We start from the raw sequence: 20,130 nt of genomic DNA, 5'->3' as shown, positions 1-20,130 counted from the left end.
ATGTGCACGTCTCTAATGTTTTTATTTTAATCAGATATTTTCCTGTTTTTAATTAAAATGAATTGAATTTCATTTCCTTATTCTGATTTAAATCATAAAAAATTTATGTGAGGTGGTACAATATTTTGACTAATTGGGTAATGATGCAAAAAATGCATAGGATGGAATTATGGGGGAAAATTCATCTGAGAAAGCTTTAAATGAACTTAAAGTCAGCAAAAATACTTTTAAAAAGTTCATTGAATCACTTTCTAAATCCGAATCAATTATAGACATGGGAAGCCATGTGATTGCCCCTAAACAGACTTTTGAATCACTAAAAGAAAGTCAAAAAAATTATAAAACTCTTTTTGAATTATCTCCTACTTACACAGTCCTTTTAGGATTGGACGGTACTATCAAAAATTTTAATAAGGAGACAGAACAATTTGCAGGGATACCTAAAGAGAAGTTAATTAGCATGCGCTTTACAGAGTTAGATTTTGTACCTGAAGCGGAGAAGCATGCGCATGTTGAGAGAATTTCTAAACTGGTAAATGGTGAACCTGTTGAACCATTTGAATCGAGGATAATAGATCAGAGTGGTGAAATTCACTGGATCGATGTCCATTCTGCCTTACTTAAAAAAGAAAATGCACCTCCTGAAGTTTTAGTGAGTTGTAATGATATTACTGAGCGTAAAAAAACAGAAAATGCATTGAAGGAAAGTGAAGAGAAATTCCGACAAATAGCAGAAAATATTGGGGAAGTATTCTGGATTATTGACCCTAAAATGAGCAGGATAATTTACATAAGTCCTGCCTATGAGTGGATATGGGGAAGGACCTGCCAGAGCCTGTATGACAATCCAAAGTCATGGATCGATACTATCCACCCTGAAGACCGAGATCGAGCTGTTGAAAGGATAACTGGCAAATCTTATAGAATTGATGATGTCAACGAAGGTTTTGAATACCGTGTGATAAGGCCAAATGGTGATGTTGTCTGGATATGGGCGCAGGCTTTTATTATTGCCGATGAATCTGGGGAAACATCAAGAATTGCAGGTGTTGCTTCAGAAATTACAGGGTACAAAAAAGCAGAACAGGAAATTAAATCTCTTTTAAATGAACTCAAACGCTCAAATGAGGAATTACAGCAGTTTGCATATATAACGTCCCATGACCTGCAGGAACCTCTCCGGACTATTGCTAGTTTCACTCAGTTGATGGAGAGGCGCTACAAAGGAAAGCTTGATGATGATGCTGATGAGTTCATGGGCTACATTGTTGATGCGAGTGTGCGGATGAAACAGATGATTATGGATTTGCTGGAGTACTCAAGAGTTGGAACAAGGCAGGAAATGTACCAGGCCATACCCCTGGAGTCCAAACTAAATGATGTGCTTGTTAACTTAAACGATTTAATTGAAAGAAGCCGTGCTAAAATTACACATGACCCTCTTCCAGTGGTGTTTGGTGATGAGAGCCAGCTTTTACTGCTGCTGCAGAATTTGATTACAAACGCCATAAAATTTAGAAAAGAAGATGAACCCCCAAGAATCCACATTTCCTCTGCCTGTGACCATGAGCGGAATGAATATGTGTTTTCAATCTCTGATAATGGAATTGGTATAGAAGAACAGTATTTTGACCGTATTTTTACTATATTCCAGCGTTTGCATACAAGAGATGAGTACCAGGGGACTGGAATTGGGCTTTCCGTTGCGAAGAGGATTGTTGAAAGGCATGGGGGCAAGATTTGGGTTGAGTCTGAGTTTAGTGAGGGGTCAACGTTTTACTTTAGTATTCCTGCTGGAAAATCAGAAAGCATTAACGAAAATTGAATATTTTTATATTTAGATAAAAATTATTTATTCTTCCATTCTATCCTATCTCTCCTATAATAATGCTTAACCAGATACTCACTTATAAACTCGACCTTCTCGCATCTAAACTTCAAATCATTGTCCAAATGCCCGAACAAAGGGATACCTTCGCCCAGTAAAACCGGCACCGTGGTAATTATCATTTCATCAATTAAATCTTCTTTTAAAAATGACTGGATGGTCCTGCCGCCGTCGACATATAAATTTTTGATTCCCCTAACCTCAAGGCGCTTTAATAAGTCTTTTAAGTTCCCGTTAATTATTTCTGCTTTGCCCTCTAATTCATGGGGAACATTCTCTAAAATATTGCTTAAAACAAATACAGGCCGATTATATGGCCATGGCTCAAAGTTCAGTGCTGTTTCATAGGTGTTTCGGCCCATTAAAATCCCATCAATTCCGGCTATAAACTCGCTGTACCCAAAATCGCTGTTATCTGGGTTGGGAATATTAATTAACCATTTTATATCTCCATCCTGCCGGGCAATGAACCCGTCAAGACTTGTTGCAATATAAACAACAGTTCTCATTTTATCTCTGCTAAATTTGTTAAAATAGCCTGCCTAAGGCTCATTCTTTTATACTTTTCATGATAGTTATGTTATTAAAATCAAAAATAATTTTGGTCAAAATTTTTTACTATTGCTAATACAAGTTCAAAAAAATCCAAAAATTAAACTTCATCAAAATTTAAAAAGAGTTAAAATTGTTTCTATTAAATTCATCATAATATAAAAAAGCAAATTACATTTTTAAATGTAATTAAAGTTCTAAAATCATTTCACCCGCTTTTTTGGCATTTTTAAATCCAGGATCCAAATCTTGGGCCATATTATAGTATTTCAATGCCTCATGGAGATTTCCCAGTTCCATAAGGACAACACCTATATTGTACAGTGCCGCGGCCTCTTTTGGGTTTATTTCTATTGCTCTATTAAAGCACTGGATCGCTGCAGGGTATGCCTTAAATTTAGCTATGGTGGCGCCTTTATTGTTCCATGCAGTGGTGTCGTTAGGGTTTGCTTTTATGGCATTTTCATAAGGTTTTATTGCTTTCTGGTATTTCCTTATCCTTTTCTGTTCGTAGACAGCCAGGGCTAATATGATTACAAATGGTATGATGTAAATATAAAAGACCGGATCTTTTACATAAGCTGGCTGGAAAAGGTAGATGTAGATTATAACCAGGCCCCAGAGTACCATGGCAATCCACATACCTGGATGATAAACCCTGTTTTGATAATTTTTTCTTTGAAATATCCCGTCTATAATGTTCCAGATACCAAGTGGGGCAAAAAATATGTAGGGTACGAGGGCTACTTTAGTTAAAAATGGATAAGTGGAATATGCTAAGAAAAAAATACCAATTATAAGTTGAAACTTGCTTTCTATCTTTTTCATTGAATCATCCTGTGTTTTCCCGTTGATCAGTTAAATTTCATGGTAAAACTTGCATTTCATTGATAATGCCTATTGTTATACTCTTATAAAAATTATGTGATTTTTGAGTTATTGCCATTAATTAAAATTTTTAAGTCTATTCTGGATCTAAAAATGGTCTCTACAGTTATATTCCAGGCCACATATATTAATAATATTAAATTTAATAATACAAGTTAATCAAAAATAATTTTTTTTCAGGGGGACTAAATATGGAAATACGGGATTATTATGATGTGATATTTAAAAGAAGGTCAGTTAAAAAATATGATCAAACTCCACTTGATGAAAAAACTCTAGAAGAAATTTCAAATCAGATAAAGAGTTTAAAACCCCTGTACGATAACATCAAAACTGAAGTGAAAATTATACCATTAGAGCAAGTTGAAACAAAAAAGAAGCAAGCACCCCATTATATGGCTGTATTTTCAGAGCCTAAAGGTAATTACCTGGTCAATACAGGTTATATGCTGCAGCAGATGGATCTCTTCTTATCAGGGAATGATATAGGCAGCTGCTGGCAGGGGTCTCCCCGGCCTAAAGAAGATATCCTTAAAAATTCAGATCTGGAATTTATAATTGTAATGTCATTTGGAAAGCCTAAAAAATCAAAAGAATTACACAGAGAAGGTGCTTCAGACTTTAAAAGGAAACCTCTAAGTGAAATAAGTATGGTTAAAGATGCAGATAAAATAGTGGAAGCTGCTCGTCTTGCCCCTTCTGCAGGTAACAGCCAGCCGTGGTTTTTTACAGGTGATGAAAATATGATCCATGCTTACGGCTCTAAACCATATGCTGTAAAGGAACACAAGGCACCAAAGGTTCAAAAGTACAACACTATAAGTATAGGTATTGCAATTTACCATTTACATGTCGCGCTGGAACGCTTCGGCAAAAAAGCTGAAATTGTATCTGATGAAAAAGCAAGGACAAATGCTCCGGAGAACTATGAATATGTTGTCAGTTTGAAGGTGGAGTGAATATTGCATGAAAATAGGAATTGAATTTAAAGTGTAGTATTAAATATCGAATTTTCGGATATTTTGGGTTTTATAACCTTTATCGCTGTTTATCAGTGTTTTTTGTTTTATTTAAATTTGTCCTCCAAGACACTGGAAAAAATGAATAAAATCTGCTTTAAACTATAAATACATGGCGAAATGATAAGTACATGGTGAAGTCATTTGATCAAAAATAAAACAATTGCAGCTATCATGGCTGTTTTAACATTCATAGCGGGAAGCGTTTTACTTACAGTTATTATATTTTATGCATTGGGATATCCTCTTTCATCCATTCCTCAGAACCAGCCATTTGTATTCCTTGCAATACTGGTAAGTGCATTCCTTGCATCTCGAGTTTATGGAAGGGGAAGCTCTGAAAGGGCAGCAAAGGCAACAAAATATTTGAATGAAACATTAAGGTTAGACCTTGATGAGAAAGATGTTTGGAAGGCACTGCGCGCAGTTGAGCATATGCCTACATATGCCCTGAAGAAATATATCACTTTAAATATAAATGCTGTAGATGAGTTTGAGGTCAGAATAACAGATTATACTGACAAATTAAGTGAAGAAGAACTTCAAACAATAAAAAGAATTATAGAAATACCTGTTCCAGAGCTTCAGAACATACTGAATAATCTATATTTAGAAACTAAAATGGAACAATTTCAAGTACTTGCGGGGCCAGAAGCAAAACCCTTAATTGAGTTAAATATAAAAGAACTTAGAAAACTTTTATTTAATGAGTAAATACAAAATTTACTCTCTTTTTCTTAAAACGTTAATCTTCCATGATTAATTTTCGATATATCATCAGTCATTAATTCTATTTTTTTTTTAATCACCGATTTTGGTGGTGTTTTTTGGAAATTAAAGCGAAAAATAAAGTTTATTTTGGTTTGTTTAGCTAAACTGGTCTATTTAAAAAGTAATAGTGAAACTTCTTAAATTATTAAGTTTATATATAATTGTACTGGTGATTTCTATGATAACAGTATCAATAATAACAAGAAGGCTTAAAGAAGGTAAAACCTATGAAGATTTTCGTAAGGCATGGTACCATACGGTTGGCTTTGGAACTTCAAGCAAACTGTACACTGCACTTAATGTGAATGACCCTCGTGAAATTGTTGTTATGGGTTTTGTAGAATCTAAAATGGAAGAGTTCATGGAGGGACTGGAGATTGATGTAAAAGAAAGGCTTGAAAATCCTCTAAACGATATAATTGAGCCGGAAATTGGGCGTAAATTTGGTATGATCATCAGTGAAGATGATTTTTCAGATGAAGGTGTTATAGAATACAAAGAACCTTCTATAAATGGTAAAGAAACTGATATTAATGCGGTTTATAATGATATTGCGCAGGTTGCAGAATTGATAAGTAAAGCATCTGCAAAACGTGATAGGTTAAAATGAAATCAGTAAATTAACTGGAATAATTTAAATTACTTTTTTTTGAATGTGTGGGGATATTATGGATAATTCAAAACAAATGTATAAAACTGGTTCTGTGACTTCCAAAGATGGTACTAAAGTAGGATACCGGCAAATGGGGAGTGGTCATGGAATTATTCTCCTTCATGGCGGTGTAAATGCATCACAACACCTTATGAAGCTCGGTACCCTATTATCGAATGAGTTTGCAGTATATATTCCAGACCGCCGCGGCCGTGGCATGAGCGGGCCGGTGGGTGAGGATTACAGTATAGAAAAGGAAGATGAAGATCTTGATGCTCTGCTTAAAAAGACAGGTGCACATTATGTCTTTGGAACAGCTGATGGTGCTCTTTTTGCACTGCATGCGGCTATTTCTAATCCTGCCATCTATAAAGTTGCTGCTTATGAACCTCTTGTTTTCGCCGGACAACCTGAACTAGATCAATTTAGAATCACTATTCAACATTTGGACAAGAATATTGCTGAAGGTAAAGTGGCTAAAGCAACAGTAGACTTAACAAAGGATTCAGTTAACTTTATTAAGCCAATACCTGATTTGGTATTGGTACCTCTTGTCAAACTTATACTGTGGATGAACGTCAAGACTGTTAAAGGCGATGATGTATCGTACCAGGAACTTATCCCTACACTGGATGATGAATTGCATCTTGTGGAAAAAACTGAAGGGACAATTGAAGACTATAAAAATGTATCTGCAAGAGTGTTATTGCTTGAGGGCAGCAAGACTCACTCTTTATTAAAAGAGAGTTTAGATGCCTTAAATGAAGTATTGCCTCATTCTAATCTCGTTGAACTTAAAGGCCTTAATCATGACTCTGCTCAAGACTATGGTAAACCAGAACCGATTGCGCGGGAGTTAAAAAGTTTCTTTTTGTAGCGCATTTCCTCGGCTTATAATTAAATTCCTTTTATTTATTTGATAAATAAATTATTTTATACTAATTTAATTTCTCGTTCCTTTGATTTAAGTGGGTCTGTCTTTTTAATATATTTTATTGATTGTCTCAGTACACATCTGCTTCTATCAAAATAAATTTATTATAAAAATTTAATTTTAAAGATGGTGCTTGTTGTTTATTTTCCAAAATTTCAGTTTGAGTAGAACAACCCTAATAAATCTAGATATATAATGAATATATGGAGGTCATATTTTGAATTGTGCTGTATGCATGGAAAAAGAATGTCGAAATGGAAAAGACTGCCTTAAACTTGCTGAAGAAATGAATGAACTTTATGGAGAACATGAAATTCCTTTAATTAAAGCTGCCGCATCTGTGGAGGCAGACTATTACATGAAGAAGACACGTATAGAAGAAATAATTCTTTTTGGAGAAAAGATGAATTATGAAAAAATAGGGCTGGCATTCTGTATTGGCTTAGAAAAAGAATCGAGGAAAATATATTCCATCTTTAAAGAGCATTTTAAGGTATATTCTGTCTGTTGTAAAATGTGCGGAATCGATAAAACTGAATTTGATTTAGATAAAATTGATAAAACCAGTTATGAGGCTATGTGTAATCCTGTTGGTCAAGCTTCATTTTTAAACGAGAAAGAGACAGATCTTAATATTATAGTGGGCCTCTGTATTGGCCATGATATATTATTTACCGAACATTCCGAAGCACCTGTAACTACTCTGGTTGTGAAAGATAGAGTACTTGCACATAACCCTTTAGGAGCAGTTTATTCTAATTACTATTTGAATAAACTCAAAAAACAATGATCTATAACTTTCAAGAAATGGGTTAAAAGTTGTAATTTGATCAATATAACTTTGAGAATTTTTTGTTTAATTTTTTGATTAATTGAAAATTTTCTTCAGTTTGAACTTTTCAGAAATTCATCCAGTTTTGTCCTTTGTGAATCGATATAACTTGTTCTTCATCAGTTCCATGTTATATTTTGAGTCCATGCATTCATTTGATTATCCTTAATCTAAATGTTCTAATTGTTCAAACAGTTGTACATATGTACACCTATTTTGATGGACTTTGCAAAATATTTTTCTAAAATAGTCTAAATTTTTGATTTGTTTGAAAGAAGCAGGAAATATTAAAAAAAATATTGTATGAAATATATTGGGGAGACTGGTTAAGTAACGAGTTTGTAAAAGTTTGAGTTTTTTTAATTAATTGATAATATTTTAAAAATAAGTAGATAGTAATATACGCCGGGACAGGGATTTGAACCCTGGAGGAGCAAAGCTCCACGGGATCTCAAGTCCCGCGCCTTTCCTGGCTAGGCTATCCCGGCATTGGATTTTTTCTTTAATTTGTGTTTAAGTAACGGAATACCTTTTGATCAACCTTTTTCTAAAAGCCATCGAACATTTCATGTTCGGGGCGCCAAAAATCTTCGATTTTTGAGCGGTTGGGCTGGCTATCCCGGCATTGGATTTTTGAGTAGATTTCTCTATTTATCAATAGTTAATTAAATACTTTTTGATCAACTGATTAAATCTTTGTTGACCATCCAGTAAATAAAGTTTTTAAAAGCTTAAAACATAGTTTAAGCTAATCAAAATAATTCTTAAGCTATTAAAACAAATTAGCTTTTGAGTTCTATTTCTATACTTACATTATCAGGAACGTTTACTTTCATGACCTGTCTCATTGCCCTTTCATCGGCTTCGATTCCAACAAGTCTTTTGTGGATTCTAAGTTCCCATTTTTCCCAGGTAGCTTTTCCTTCTCCATCTGGAGATTTTCTGGTTGGTACCACTAACTTTTTGGTTGGGAGTGGGATTGGGCCGGACATGTCGACACCTGTTCTTTCTGCGATTCTTCTTAACTGATCGCAGACAAATTGTAATTTTTCTGGGTCTGTTCCTGTGAGTTTAATTCTTGCTTTGTGCATTTAAATCTTCTCCAAATCTAAAATTAAAAAGAAGGTTAGGAATTAATTCCTAATTCTTATTTTGCTTTAACTATGTCAATACACATTCCAGCAGCTACGGTCTGACCCATATCTCTGATAGCGAATCTTCCCATGTGTGGAATTTCTTTGACGTTTTCAATAACCATTGGTTTGGTTGGTTTAACTTTAACGATTGCTGCGTTTCCTGTTTTGAGGAAGTCAGGGTTCTTTTCTTCAACTGCACCAGTTGCAGGGTTCATTTTCTGTACTAATTCTAAGAAAGTACATGCGACCTGAGCTGTGTGACAGTGGAATACAGGTGTGTAACCGACGGTGATGACACCAGGGTGCTGCATAACAACAATCTGTGCTGTGAATTCTTTTGCAACGGTTGGAGCGTTGTCAGTGTGTCCTGCTACGTCTCCTCTTCTGATATCGTTTTTACCGACACCTCTTACGTTGAAACCAACGTTGTCTCCAGGTTCTGCGGAGTCAAGCATTTCGTGGTGCATCTCGATGGATTTTACCTCTCCAGCTTTTCCAGCAGGTTCAAATATAACGTTGTCAGCTTTTTTCATTATACCAGTTTCTATTCTTCCAACAGGTACAGTTCCGACCCCTGTAATGGAGTAAACATCCTGAATAGGTACCCTTAATGGTAAGTTGGTTGGTTTTTCTGGTGCAGAGAATTCATCGAGTGCTGGTACGAGCGCAGGGCCTTTGTACCATGGGGTGTTTGCACTGTTTTCTTTGATGTTGTCTCCTTCGAATGCAGAGAGTGGTATAAAGTGTACTTTAGCTGGGTCGTATGCGACTGTTTTAATGAGCGCGCCTAATTCATCTTTAAGTTCGTTGAATTTTGCTTCGTCGTATTTTACGAGGTCCATTTTGTTTATACCGATGATTAACTGGTTTATACCGAGTGTTCTTGCAAGGAAAATGTGTTCCTTGGTCTGTGGCATGATACCGTCGTCAATAGCGACTACGAGTACTGCAGCGTCAGCTTGTGATGCTCCAGTAATCATGTTTTTAACAAAATCTCTGTGACCAGGACAGTCCACAATTGTGAACTCATATTTAGGAGTTTCGAATTTTGCGTGAGCAAGGTCGATTGTAACCCCTCTTTCTCTTTCTTCTGTCAATTTATCCATGACAAATCTGAACTTGTTTTCACCATCTGAGAGCTGCTGCTCTGCGATAGCTCCGGACTGAAGTAATACGTGTCCAACAAGTGTAGATTTACCGTGGTCTACGTGTCCAATAAACGCTAAGTTTATGTGTTCTTTTCCTTTTGCCATTTAATTAACCTCCAATTATATACTGATTAGTTTGAGAATACCAATATTTTGGAATAATCTCTATTAAGTTTTATGGTTTGGCTTCATAATTTCAAAATAAAAAAGATAGGGATAACTTATCCTAAGTAGTGATCAGGTCCGTATGGTTCCGGACTTAATCCTTTTCTATCTCTTATCTGTCTTATAATTTGTTTTTGAAGCTCTCCAGGTAATCTTTCGAAACCTGCGTTTTCTGTTGACCATAAACATCTACCTTCTGTGGCAGATCTTATGTCTCCAGCAAATCCAAACATTTCTGCAACAGGTACTTTGGATTCGAGGGTCATCATATCCCCTTCTTGCTGCATGTCAACAATTTGACCTCTTCTGTTCTGTACTTCTCTGGTTGCTGAACCCATGTAGTCCTGAGGAGTGTTGATGAATACTTTCTGTAGTGGTTCGAGTAATGTTGGGTTGGCCATCATGATAGCTCCGTATACAGCTTTCCTTATTGCAGGTAAAACCTGTGCTGGACCTCTGTGTACTGCGTCTTCGTGAATCTTTGCGTCCATGAGTTTGATTTTTATACCCATAACTCTTTCTCTGGCAATTGGGCCGTCGTCGAGTGCGCTTTCGAAACCTTCAAGTAAAAGCTCTTTAATTTCGTCAAGGTGCTGTATACCACGGGTCATGTTTATGAATAAACTGCGCTCGTATACATCCCATACTTTTCTTGCTTCTTCTTTGTGAAGGCCGTATTCCTGGAATGTTTGTACATCTTCTTTTCCTTTAACTCTACCTTCTTTGATCTTTTTATCCTGTAGAGCCTGGAAAAGTTCGTCTTCTAATGGTTCAATTTCAATGTAGAATCTGTTGTGCTTGTTAGGAGATTTTCCTTCAACTGGTCCGGCTTTGCCGGCGATTGTTTCTCTGTATACAACGATTGGTGGTGATGTTTCTATTTCCACACCTTTCTCATTGATCCTGTAAGTGATAATTTCAAGGTGAAGTTCACCCATACCTGCTATGAGGTGCTCACCGGTTTCTTCGTTAATTTCAATTCGTACTGTTGGGTCTTCTTTTCCGACCTGTCTTAAAACTTCTATGAGTTTTGGAAGGTCTTTGGTGTTTTTAGCTTCAACAGCAACTGTAACTACTGGTTCAGAAATGTGTTCTAATCCTTCGAACGCTTTGATTTTCCTTCCAGGTTCAGAGATTGTTTCCCCAGCTACAGCGTTTCTTGCACCGGTTATTGCAACTATGTTTCCTGCTGGAACTTTGTCGGTGTTGATCCTTTCTGGACCGAAGTATACCCCTACCTGTTGGGTCCTCGCTTTACCGTGTGAACCTACCATGTAGATTTCAGTACCTTTTTCTATTGTTCCACCGTAAACACGGCCAGTTGCTATTTCCCCTGCGTGCTTGTCTATACTGATGTTTGTAACCATTACAGCTAGCGGTGAATCTGGACTTGTATTGATCATACCCTGTCCTTCTTCACTTTCAATATCTCCAGCCCAGATTGCCGGTACCCTGTATTTCTGGGATACTTCAGGGCTTGGTAAATGTTCTATAACCATGTCCAGTAAAACTTCAGTAATTGGTGCTTTTTGAGCTAGTTCTTTCTGGTTTTCATCTTTACAGTACTGGTAAATATCTTTGAAAGTTATACCTGTTTGCTGCATAATTGGGACGTTTATAGCCCAGTTGTGATATGCAGAACCAAATGCTACACTTCCATCGTCTACTTTAGCAAGCCAATCATCTTTCAATTCTTTTGGAGCCATTGATCTTATGATCTTGTTTGCAGAAGCGATGATTTTTATGAATCTCTGTTGGAGTTCATTTGAATCTAATTTTAGCTCGTTTATGAGACGGTCAACCTTGTTAATGAATAAAACAGGTTTTACGTTTTCTTTTAGAGCCTGCCTTAGTACAGTTTCTGTTTGAGGCATAATTCCTTCAACAGCACATATTACTACTACTGCACCGTCTACAGCTCTCATTGCACGTGTTACGTCTCCACCAAAGTCAACGTGACCTGGTGTATCTATAAGGTTGATCAGGTACTCTGAATCTTTGTATTTGTGTACCATTGACACGTTTGCTGCGTCGATGGTGATACCTCTTGCCTGTTCTTGCTCGTCAAAATCAAGAAATCTCTGATCTCCAGCAAGTTCAGTGGATATCATTCCTGCACCAGCAAGTAAGTTGTCCGAAAGGGTTGTTTTCCCGTGATCGATGTGGGCAACTATCCCAATATTTCTTATATTTTTGGGCTGGTACATCAATTCTTTAATCTTATTAATCATTTTAGTCCGTCTACTCACTATAATCACCTGGTAATTATAAAATAGTTAAAAAGCAGATATTTTTAAGGCATTTTAGATTACTAGTTTAGTATAATAATAGATTGATATGCCCTATTTTTATAGTATATATTAGTAACTTATATATTTTGGCCTAACTTTAGAATTCAGTATAGACTTGCTTAAAATCTTTTTTTGATATATAACGCCGTAATATCTACTTAATTTAAAAAATTTAAAGATTAGTGTGCAGATCTTGCAATTCTCTCTTTTTCGTCTTTCTTTCCAATTGCAAAACTTCTGGTATCATATTCAGCTGCAAGAAGTAATTCGTCAGCTAAACATTCTGCTGCTGATCGTTTTCTTTTGAATGCAGACTGCATAGCTCCTCTTGTTATAAACCCAATTGCTAAGTCTACTCTTCGTTGAGGTGCTATATCTACAGCTACCTGGTATCCGATACCACCGTATTTTACCCTTGTAATTTCTTCTCGTGGGGCAGTATTTTCAACGGCTTTAACTAATATCTGTAGAGGGTTTTCTTTTGAACGTTTATTTATGACTTCAAAGGCGTCTCTTACGATACTGTAAGCTTTGTTTTTCTTACCTGAGTTTATATGTGTCCTCATGATCTTATTCATTAATCTTTCAACGATTGAAACTTTTGATTTGGCGAACTGTCTTTTGACGTGTCTTCCCAAGGTATGTGGAACTAATATTTCTTCTAGGCAAATATAATTTACAAGACCCAGGTCTTCAACTTTCACCTCTTCTAAATCCCATTTATCAAAAACTTTACTCATGAAATTACCTCACTGGTTTTCGTTTTATTTGTTTTGGTGCAAATAGTAAATAAAGTCGTTAATCTAACGATTTATATACTAAATATCAAAATGATTATCTTACAGGTTTTTCTATCTTACCTTTTACCATTTCTTCTAAGGCTACATTGTTTACTTTTGTAACCTTCCATCTTACTCCAGGAATATCACCCATGGATCTTCCAGAAGGGCCACCAATTCCTTCGATTACAACTTCATCGTGCTCATCTATAAATCCGATAGCACCATCTCCAGGAGCAAAAGCAGTTAGCTGTTTCCCGTTTTTGATGAGTTGAACCCTTACGCATTTTCGTATAGCAGAGTTAGGCTGTTTTGCTTCTATACCTACTTTTTCAATTACGATTCCTCTTGCTTGAGGTGCGCCTTCTAATGGGTCGGCTTTAACGTCTAATCTTAAAGCTTTCCTTTTGTATTCTACATCCTTCCATTTGAAGTTCTGTCTATTTTTTTTAAGTTTTTTTGCTGCAAAAAGTCCCGGCAAACGTGATTCCTCCTCATTATCATTTGTTATACTACTTGCAAAATACAGTTTAAACTATTTAACATCAATCTATTAATACTATAAATGGATTATTTAGATTATTTTATTACAATGTTGTTTATATTATGTTGTCTTTTTGCCAGTAGTCTTGCTCTTTCTATATTTTTACCGCCTTTTCCTATAGCAGTCCTTTTATTTCTAGGGTCTGTTTCTACAGTGGCGATTTTTTGACCATTTTCTTTTTGAAGTATTCTGATACTTCTAACTTTGGCTGGGGCCATAAGATTTGTAATAAATTCTACAGGATCTTCTGAATGTTCTATGACTTCGACACCTTTATCAACTGTCTTCTGGACTTTAGTTACTGTACTGCCTCTTTTCCCGATTGCAAGTCCCATATCTCCCTTTTTTACAAGGAAAGTTATTTTTGCACTTTCATCGTCAACAATACAATCTTTGACCATTGCGCCAGTCATACTCTCAAAGAGAGCTATGTATCTTATTTCATTTGTTGTAAATTTTATAGTCACAGAAATTACCCCATAACTTCTAATATTGTGGAATCTCCAGGATCCCTTATAATAAGCGTAGCTACTGTAAATGGTTTACCACATACAGATCCAAGGTCTACGCTTGAACCTTCATATGTATAAACAGGAATATCTGATAATTTTGAATAATGCATTACATCTTCCCTAGTTTCTTCAGGGCAATTACTTGCAATGATCACCAGTTTTCCTTTGCCTAATTTTAAAGCCTGAACTGATTTGTCAGACCCTAATGTAACGGTTCCTGTATCTACAGCAACCCTAATTCCTCTATCTACGTCCATGTGTTGCCTCCTATTCTCTCGTTTATCATGAATTATTGGATAAGTATGAACTCATCTTTTTTTATGATCTTGGTTTCATAACGACGCCAACAGAACCTGTTCCAAGTGGTATTGGCTGTCCAATTATAATATTTTCTATTATTCCGGTGAGATGGTCAATTTCTCCTCTTATGCTGGCTCGTAAGAGGTGTTTTCCAGTTTCTTCAAAAGAAGCTCTTGCCAGGACACTTGCTTTCTCACCGCTTATACCGTGTCTGCCTATGGATTTTACAGAACCATCTGCAGTCATCATATCTGCAACAAGCATAATGTGTCTTACGTCTACTGTAAGTCCCTGTTCTTCCATTGTGGTCTGTGCTTCTTTGATTATGGCGTTTCTGGCTGCTTCTATTCCCAGAACTTTTTCTATTTCATGTATGTCATTTGTAGTGGTTCTGATTTTGTCAATACCTTCCATTTTTAAAACGGATCCAAGGTTTGAACCTTCTGTATGTATAGCCCATTCTTGACCTTCTCTACTTATAACTACTTTTCCGATATTCTTTACACCACTGATTTGAAGGTCGCGAACTTTATCAGCAAGCAGTCTCAGTTCTCTTATACTTGGTGATGGAGGTTCAAAACTTAGTATATTGTTATCTATTTCTACTCTTTTAAAAGCTTTTTCTATTCGCTTCATAATGTCATCAAGATCTAATCTCTTATCATTGATCTTGTCTAAATCAAGTTCTACAACAACATTCATGTCGGCGTAATTAAGGTTAAAATTCTTTAAAATGTCGTTCATACTGCTTTTACCAATCTGGTTGGCTATTCTTCTAACAAACTCCTCATCATCCATGTATTCTTCTTCAAAATATATGGCCATGGTTGGAGTTGATATTTTTTTCCTCGCATCAACGATCTCAATTAACCTTGGAAGACCAAGTGTAACGTTTAGTTCAGCTACCCCTGCATAGTGAAATGTTCTCATTGTCATCTGGGTACCTGGTTCTCCGACAGATTGCGCTGCTACTGTACCTACTGCTTCACCATCTTCGACTTTAGCACGTTCATATGCTTTTATGATTCTGTCTATTAATTCTCCAAGCTCTTTATCGGTTAACTCACGTCTTTCGGAGGCAGCAGCTATTTCATCAATTAAACTTTCAGGAAAATTAGCTTTCTTCTTCTTTATGATTTTCATAACACGTTCTTCTGGCACGAAACCACCCAACTACTTTAAATTTTTAAAATTCAAAAAATATTAAAAATCAATAAGGATTTTAGTAATGTTATTTACTAGTTTTAATCCTTATCTCATCAATTACCTTGTCTAAATCTACTATTTTTCCGTAATCACTTTTTGCAGGGTCTACTAAATCTTCACCGTATACGGTTTGGATAATAACTCCCCTGTTGTCCCTTACAGTTCCATCTGGTCTGACGCTTAAATCTTGGAGCGCATTTACGAGCCTACGCTGCATGTAACCACTCTGCGCAGTACGTATAGCTGTATCTACGAGACCCTCTCTACCACCCATAGCGTGGAAGAAAAATTCAAGTGGGTCAAGCCCGGATTTGTAACTGGAGTGCACAAAACCACGTGATTTTGCGCCTAATTCTCCTTTCTTAAAGTGAGGAAGTGTTCTTTCACTGTAACCCCTATCAATCCTACCACCACGAACAGACTGCTGTCCTACACAAGCTGCTATCTGAGTCAGGTTAAGCATGGAACCCCTTGCACCTGTAAGTGCCATGACCACTGCGTGGTTCTTGTTGATGTCAAAGTAACTTTCTGCAATTACCCCTGATTTATCCCTTGCTTCACCCAGTTCCTGCATTATTTTCATCTCGAGTGTTTCTTCGAGACTTCTTCCAGGAAGTGCTTCAAGTTCTTCGTTGTTGTAAGCTTCAATGAGATTTTCAACTTTACGTTCTGATCTGGATAAAAGTTCTTCAATCCTGTCCTGTGCTTCTTGAGGAATTTCTTCGTCTGCTGTACTGGTTGTAAATCCTCTTGTCATAACTCCAGAAATTGCAAGTTTGGTTGCAGAATCTAAGAATTCTCTAGCACTGTCGGTACCGTACTCTTTAACTACTGCATCAAGAATATTTCCTGCAAATGATCCGAATGATTTATCATCAATTACACCCATTTTCAGTTGTCCGTCTTCTATGACAACATAAGCGTCGTTTTTACACTCCTGTTTGAGACATTCGTCACATTTTCTGCAGATCTCTGCTTTGAAAACCATGTTCATATTTTCAGGAAGCAGTAATGAGAATATTTCTTTTCCAGTCCATTTTTCCCCTTTTGGATCTGGCAGCGGCATTCTGGCACGTTTTACTATCTGGAATACTTCATCTTCTTCATATTCTGAGCCTAATCTGGTTAATAGATATGCTCCAGATATATGATCGTGAATTCCTCCGATAATTGGTCCACCAAACCTTGGAGATAAGATGTGTTCTTGAACTCTCATCAGTGATTTAGCTTCTGCACGTGATTCTTCAGTCTGGAAAACGTGCATGTTCATTTCGTCCCCGTCAAAATCAGCGTTGTATGGAGGACATACACATAAGTTAAGTCTGAATGTTTTATATGGTAACACTCTAACTTCGTGTGCCATCATTGACATCCTGTGAAGTGAAGGCTGCCTGTTAAACAGTACAATATCTCCATTTATTAAGTGCCTTTCTACTCTGAAACCAGGCTCTAATCTTTCAATTACTGCCTCTTTCGTTTCTTCGTATACTCTCACTTTCCTTCCATCAGGTCTTTCTACATAGTTTGCTCCAGGGTGCACATTTGGACCGTTTCTGATGTATTCCTTCATTTCTTCCATGTTCCATGGAGTTACGTATATAGGCACTGTAACTTCCTTTGCAATCATTTCAGGAACACCGACTTCATTTATACTTATATTTGGATCAGGGGATATAACAGTCCTCGCTGAAAAGTTAACCCTTTTACCAGATAAGTTACTTCTGAAACGTCCTTCTTTACCTTTGAGACGCTGTGCAAGTGTTTTAAGTGGCCTTCCTGACCTGTGTCTTGCAGGAGGTACACCTGATGCTTCATTATCAAAATAAGTTGTGACGTGGTACTGGAGAAGTTCCCATAAATCCTCTACAATAAGTTGGGGAGCTCCAGCTTCCATGTTTTCCTTTAATCTCTGGTTGATTCTTAAAATATCAACAAGTTTGTGAGTTAAATCGTCCTCAGACCTTTCTCCAGTTTCAAGAGTTATTGATGGTCTTACTGTAACTGGTGGAACTGGTAAAACAGTTAAAACCATCCATTCAGGTTTTGCAACCTTTGGGTTTACTCCTAAAAGCATGTGATCCTCTTCAGGGATCTTTTCAAGTCTTTCTCTTACTTCACTTGGAGTTAATTTGTAGTTACCTTCTACAATGGATACTGGTTTATCTATTTTGATATCTTCCTGTTCTGTATCACAGTGAGGGCATTTATCACGTCTTGCAACTGTGTAAATTTCTTTTATGATATCAGTTAAACTTTCTTCATTTTTAATCAAAGTGTCGATCTTGTCCTTGTAATCGACAATTTCGGTGTCTGTAAGTAAAACCCTTGAACATTCCTTACATGTTGACCTTAAAATTTTGTGGATGGTGTCTGCAAAACCTACGTGAATTACTGGCCTTGCAATGTTTATATGGCCAAAGTGTCCTTGACAGTCTCCTCCCTTTGATCCACATGATCTACATTTAAGTCCAGGATCAATAACTCCGAGCCTTGGATCCATGAGCCCTGCTTCTATTGGATATCCATCTTCGTCGTATGTATCTGGAGTTACTATCTTGGTAACTGACATTTTTCTTATGTCATCCGGAGACATCAGACCAAAGTTAATCTGGGAAATTTTCTTTAAAATTCCTTGCAAAATATTCACTCCTATTTTTTTTAAATTTTAAACCCCTAAATTAATAATATTGATTTTTGGTTATGCTTTATCCTTAAGCACGAGTTTTGGGAATATACATAAACTCTTAAGCTCATCTAAAAGTAATTTGAATGCATAAGATATTTCTACTGGGAATGATTCTGAATCTCCACATATTGGACAGTATTTCCTTCCCCTTATCCTGTCGTAAACTCCAATCATTCCGCACTCTGAGCATACAATTGCTTCATATTTATCTGATTCATCAAGAAGCCTTTCTTTAAGTGCAAGTGCTGCACCGTGAGCAATGAGACAGTCTCTTTCCATTTCCCCAAACCTTAAACCACCTTCTCTTGCCCTTCCTTCTGTAGGTTGTCTTGTTAAAACCTGTACAGGTCCTCTTGACCTTGCATATACTTTGTCAGAAGTCATGTGGTGTAATTTCTGGTAGAAAGCGACCCCTATAAATATTTCAGCTTCTATTCTTTCACCGGTTATTCCATTGTATAGTGATTCACGTCCGGCGGTTTCGAACCCGTTTTCTCTAAGGAGATCTTTAATTAAATCTTCTTCGTCTGCTCCAGTGAATGGAGTTCCATCCATTCTTCTTCCTTCCATAGCCCCTGCTTTTCCAGCAAGCATCTCAATAACCTGACCAACAGACATCCTTGATGGGATAGCGTGTGGGTTTACCATTAAATCTGGGACAATACCTTCAGCTGTAAAAGGCATATTTTCCTGTGAAACTATAAGTCCAACAACCCCTTTCTGCCCGTGTCTTGATGCAAATTTATCTCCAAATTCAGGTTGCCTCTGATCACGAACTCTTATCTTGGCGAGTTTACTTCCTTCAACAGTTTCTGTGACCATTACCGCGTCAACAACCCCTTTTTCACCGTGTCTTACAGTGATGGATGTTTCACGTCTTCTCTCTGCAACTGTTCCAAATTCATCTATTTCTTCAAGGAACCTTGGAGGGGAAGTTTTACCTATTAAAACGTCACCTGATTTAACTTCAACTTCAGGATTTATTATACCGTCTTCATCGAGGTATCTGTAAACTTCTTCTGATCTGTATCCTCTAACACTTTTTTCAGGTAATTCGAATTTATCTTCCTGTCCCCCAGGATATCTTCTTTCTGAAGCTTCGTATGATCTAAAGAATGATGATCTTGCAAGCCCTCTTTCAATAGATGCTTTGTTAAGTATCAATGCATCTTCCATATTGTACCCTTCGTAGGACATAACTGCAACTACAAAGTTCTGACCGGAAGGTCTTGCATCGTAGTTAGTTGCATCTATTGACCTTGTTTTAACTAAAGGAACTTGAGGTTGATGTAAAAGGTGAGCTCTTGTATCTGTTCTTAAAGCAAAATTAGAAACGTAAAGACCTAAAGCCTGTTTTGTCATCCCTGCTTCCATTGTGTTCCTTGGGGATGAGTTATGGTTAGAATAAGGAATGATACCTGCACATATTCCCAGCATTGTGGAAGGATCAATTTCAAGATGAGTGTGATCTTCTGTTACATGATCATCAAACATGGCAATATATGTGTTTTCTTCTTCTTCAGCATCTAAATATTCAATTATACCCTGAGTTATGAGATCGTCCCATCCCATTTCACCAGCTTCTATAGCGTCAATATGCTCATCTTTGAGCATTGATTCACCATCTTTAACTACAATAAGAGGTCTTCTTGTTCTTCCTGGATCGTTGAATATATAAATTTCATCAGTTTCTGGATAATGAGTAATGTTCATTTCATGAGAGACTTCGCCGCTTCTCCTTTTTTCCCTCATTTGCTCTACGAAGTCTTCTGGATCGTCACAAGCTCCTATGAGCTTACCATTAATGTAAATTTTACACTTTTTCAC

The 20,130-nt window shown here is 36.7% G+C and carries 18 protein-coding genes and 1 tRNA gene; 6 read left to right on the top strand and 13 right to left on the bottom strand.

The features are described from left to right. Positions 1-169: 169 nt before the first annotated feature. Complete coding sequence (locus EJ01_RS03225; protein WP_052375774.1) at positions 170-1,825, top strand: PAS domain-containing sensor histidine kinase; 1,656 nt, start codon at positions 170-172, stop codon at positions 1,823-1,825. 23 nt (positions 1,826-1,848) lie between these two features. Here EJ01_RS03225 and EJ01_RS03220 read toward each other — a convergent pair whose 3' ends face one another. Together EJ01_RS03220 and EJ01_RS16300 are read right to left on the bottom strand one after the other, a co-directional pair. After that, positions 1,849-2,397, bottom strand: coding sequence for a dihydrofolate reductase family protein (locus tag EJ01_RS03220; RefSeq protein WP_048080456.1), 549 nt, complete (start codon positions 2,395-2,397; stop codon positions 1,849-1,851). Positions 2,398-2,629: 232 nt separating this feature from the next. Next, positions 2,630-3,268, bottom strand: a complete 639-nt coding sequence (locus EJ01_RS16300; RefSeq protein WP_052375772.1) for a tetratricopeptide repeat protein — start codon at positions 3,266-3,268, stop codon at positions 2,630-2,632. 251 nt (positions 3,269-3,519) lie between these two features. Here EJ01_RS16300 and EJ01_RS03210 point away from each other — a divergent pair, with 251 nt between their 5' ends. From EJ01_RS03210 to EJ01_RS03190, 5 genes are all read left to right on the top strand, one after another. After that, the gene (locus EJ01_RS03210; protein ID WP_048080455.1) at positions 3,520-4,287 is read left to right on the top strand and encodes a nitroreductase family protein; all 768 of its coding nucleotides are present in this window, start codon (positions 3,520-3,522) and stop codon (positions 4,285-4,287) included. A 204-nt stretch (positions 4,288-4,491) separates the two neighbouring features. After that, entirely contained in the window at positions 4,492-5,061 is a 570-nt protein-coding gene (locus EJ01_RS03205) for a hypothetical protein (protein WP_048080454.1), read from the top strand. Between the two features lie 235 nt (positions 5,062-5,296). Then, positions 5,297-5,728, top strand: a complete 432-nt coding sequence (locus tag EJ01_RS03200; RefSeq protein ID WP_048080453.1) for a hypothetical protein — start codon at positions 5,297-5,299, stop codon at positions 5,726-5,728. A 94-nt stretch (positions 5,729-5,822) separates the two neighbouring features. Further along, on the top strand, positions 5,823-6,647 hold the full coding sequence (locus EJ01_RS03195) for an alpha/beta fold hydrolase (protein WP_211251402.1): 825 nt from the start codon (positions 5,823-5,825) through the stop codon (positions 6,645-6,647). Between the two features lie 274 nt (positions 6,648-6,921). Next, a complete protein-coding gene (locus EJ01_RS03190; protein ID WP_048080451.1) occupies positions 6,922-7,494 on the top strand; it encodes a DUF1847 domain-containing protein in 573 nt (190 codons plus the stop codon). 445 nt (positions 7,495-7,939) lie between these two features. On the opposite strand, the gene EJ01_RS03185 is transcribed toward EJ01_RS03190, so the two are convergent. The 11 genes from EJ01_RS03185 to rpoB all read right to left on the bottom strand — a co-directional run bounded on the left by EJ01_RS03185 (position 7,940) and on the right by rpoB (position 20,130). Further along, a tRNA-Ser gene (locus EJ01_RS03185) sits at positions 7,940-8,024 on the bottom strand. Positions 8,025-8,318: 294 nt separating this feature from the next. Continuing rightward, positions 8,319-8,627 carry a 30S ribosomal protein S10 gene (rpsJ, locus tag EJ01_RS03180; protein WP_048080450.1) on the bottom strand — a complete coding sequence of 103 codons (309 nt, stop codon included), beginning with the start codon at positions 8,625-8,627 and terminating at the stop codon, positions 8,319-8,321. A 56-nt stretch (positions 8,628-8,683) separates the two neighbouring features. After that, positions 8,684-9,925 (bottom strand): translation elongation factor EF-1 subunit alpha, encoded by a 1,242-nt coding sequence (gene tuf / locus EJ01_RS03175; RefSeq protein WP_048080449.1) that lies wholly within the window; start codon positions 9,923-9,925, stop codon positions 8,684-8,686. Between the two features lie 116 nt (positions 9,926-10,041). Next, the gene (locus EJ01_RS03170) at positions 10,042-12,234 is read right to left on the bottom strand and encodes an elongation factor EF-2 (protein WP_048080448.1); all 2,193 of its coding nucleotides are present in this window, start codon (positions 12,232-12,234) and stop codon (positions 10,042-10,044) included. Positions 12,235-12,455: 221 nt separating this feature from the next. Further along, positions 12,456-13,016 (bottom strand): 30S ribosomal protein S7, encoded by a 561-nt coding sequence (locus EJ01_RS03165; protein WP_048080447.1) that lies wholly within the window; start codon positions 13,014-13,016, stop codon positions 12,456-12,458. A gap of 94 nt (positions 13,017-13,110) precedes the next feature. Beyond that, a complete protein-coding gene (locus tag EJ01_RS03160) occupies positions 13,111-13,536 on the bottom strand; it encodes a 30S ribosomal protein S12 (protein ID WP_048080446.1) in 426 nt (141 codons plus the stop codon). A gap of 98 nt (positions 13,537-13,634) precedes the next feature. Continuing rightward, on the bottom strand, positions 13,635-14,066 hold the full coding sequence (locus tag EJ01_RS03155) for a NusA-like transcription termination signal-binding factor (protein WP_048080445.1): 432 nt from the start codon (positions 14,064-14,066) through the stop codon (positions 13,635-13,637). A 5-nt stretch (positions 14,067-14,071) separates the two neighbouring features. Continuing rightward, the gene (locus tag EJ01_RS03150; protein ID WP_048080444.1) at positions 14,072-14,368 is read right to left on the bottom strand and encodes a 50S ribosomal protein L30e; all 297 of its coding nucleotides are present in this window, start codon (positions 14,366-14,368) and stop codon (positions 14,072-14,074) included. Positions 14,369-14,429: 61 nt separating this feature from the next. Beyond that, complete coding sequence (gene rpoA2 / locus EJ01_RS03145; protein ID WP_084689125.1) at positions 14,430-15,554, bottom strand: DNA-directed RNA polymerase subunit A''; 1,125 nt, start codon at positions 15,552-15,554, stop codon at positions 14,430-14,432. 88 nt (positions 15,555-15,642) lie between these two features. After that, on the bottom strand, positions 15,643-18,255 hold the full coding sequence (locus EJ01_RS03140) for a DNA-directed RNA polymerase subunit A' (protein ID WP_048080442.1): 2,613 nt from the start codon (positions 18,253-18,255) through the stop codon (positions 15,643-15,645). 60 nt (positions 18,256-18,315) lie between these two features. Next, positions 18,316-20,130, bottom strand: a complete 1,815-nt coding sequence (rpoB, locus tag EJ01_RS03135; protein WP_048080441.1) for a DNA-directed RNA polymerase subunit B — start codon at positions 20,128-20,130, stop codon at positions 18,316-18,318.

It is taken from the genome of Methanobacterium veterum (assembly GCF_000745485.1).
GTDB lineage: Archaea > Methanobacteriota > Methanobacteria > Methanobacteriales > Methanobacteriaceae > Methanobacterium_D > Methanobacterium_D veterum.
The sequence above is the reverse complement of the archived record's forward strand: the minus strand, read 5'-3'. Positions and strand labels throughout refer to the sequence as shown.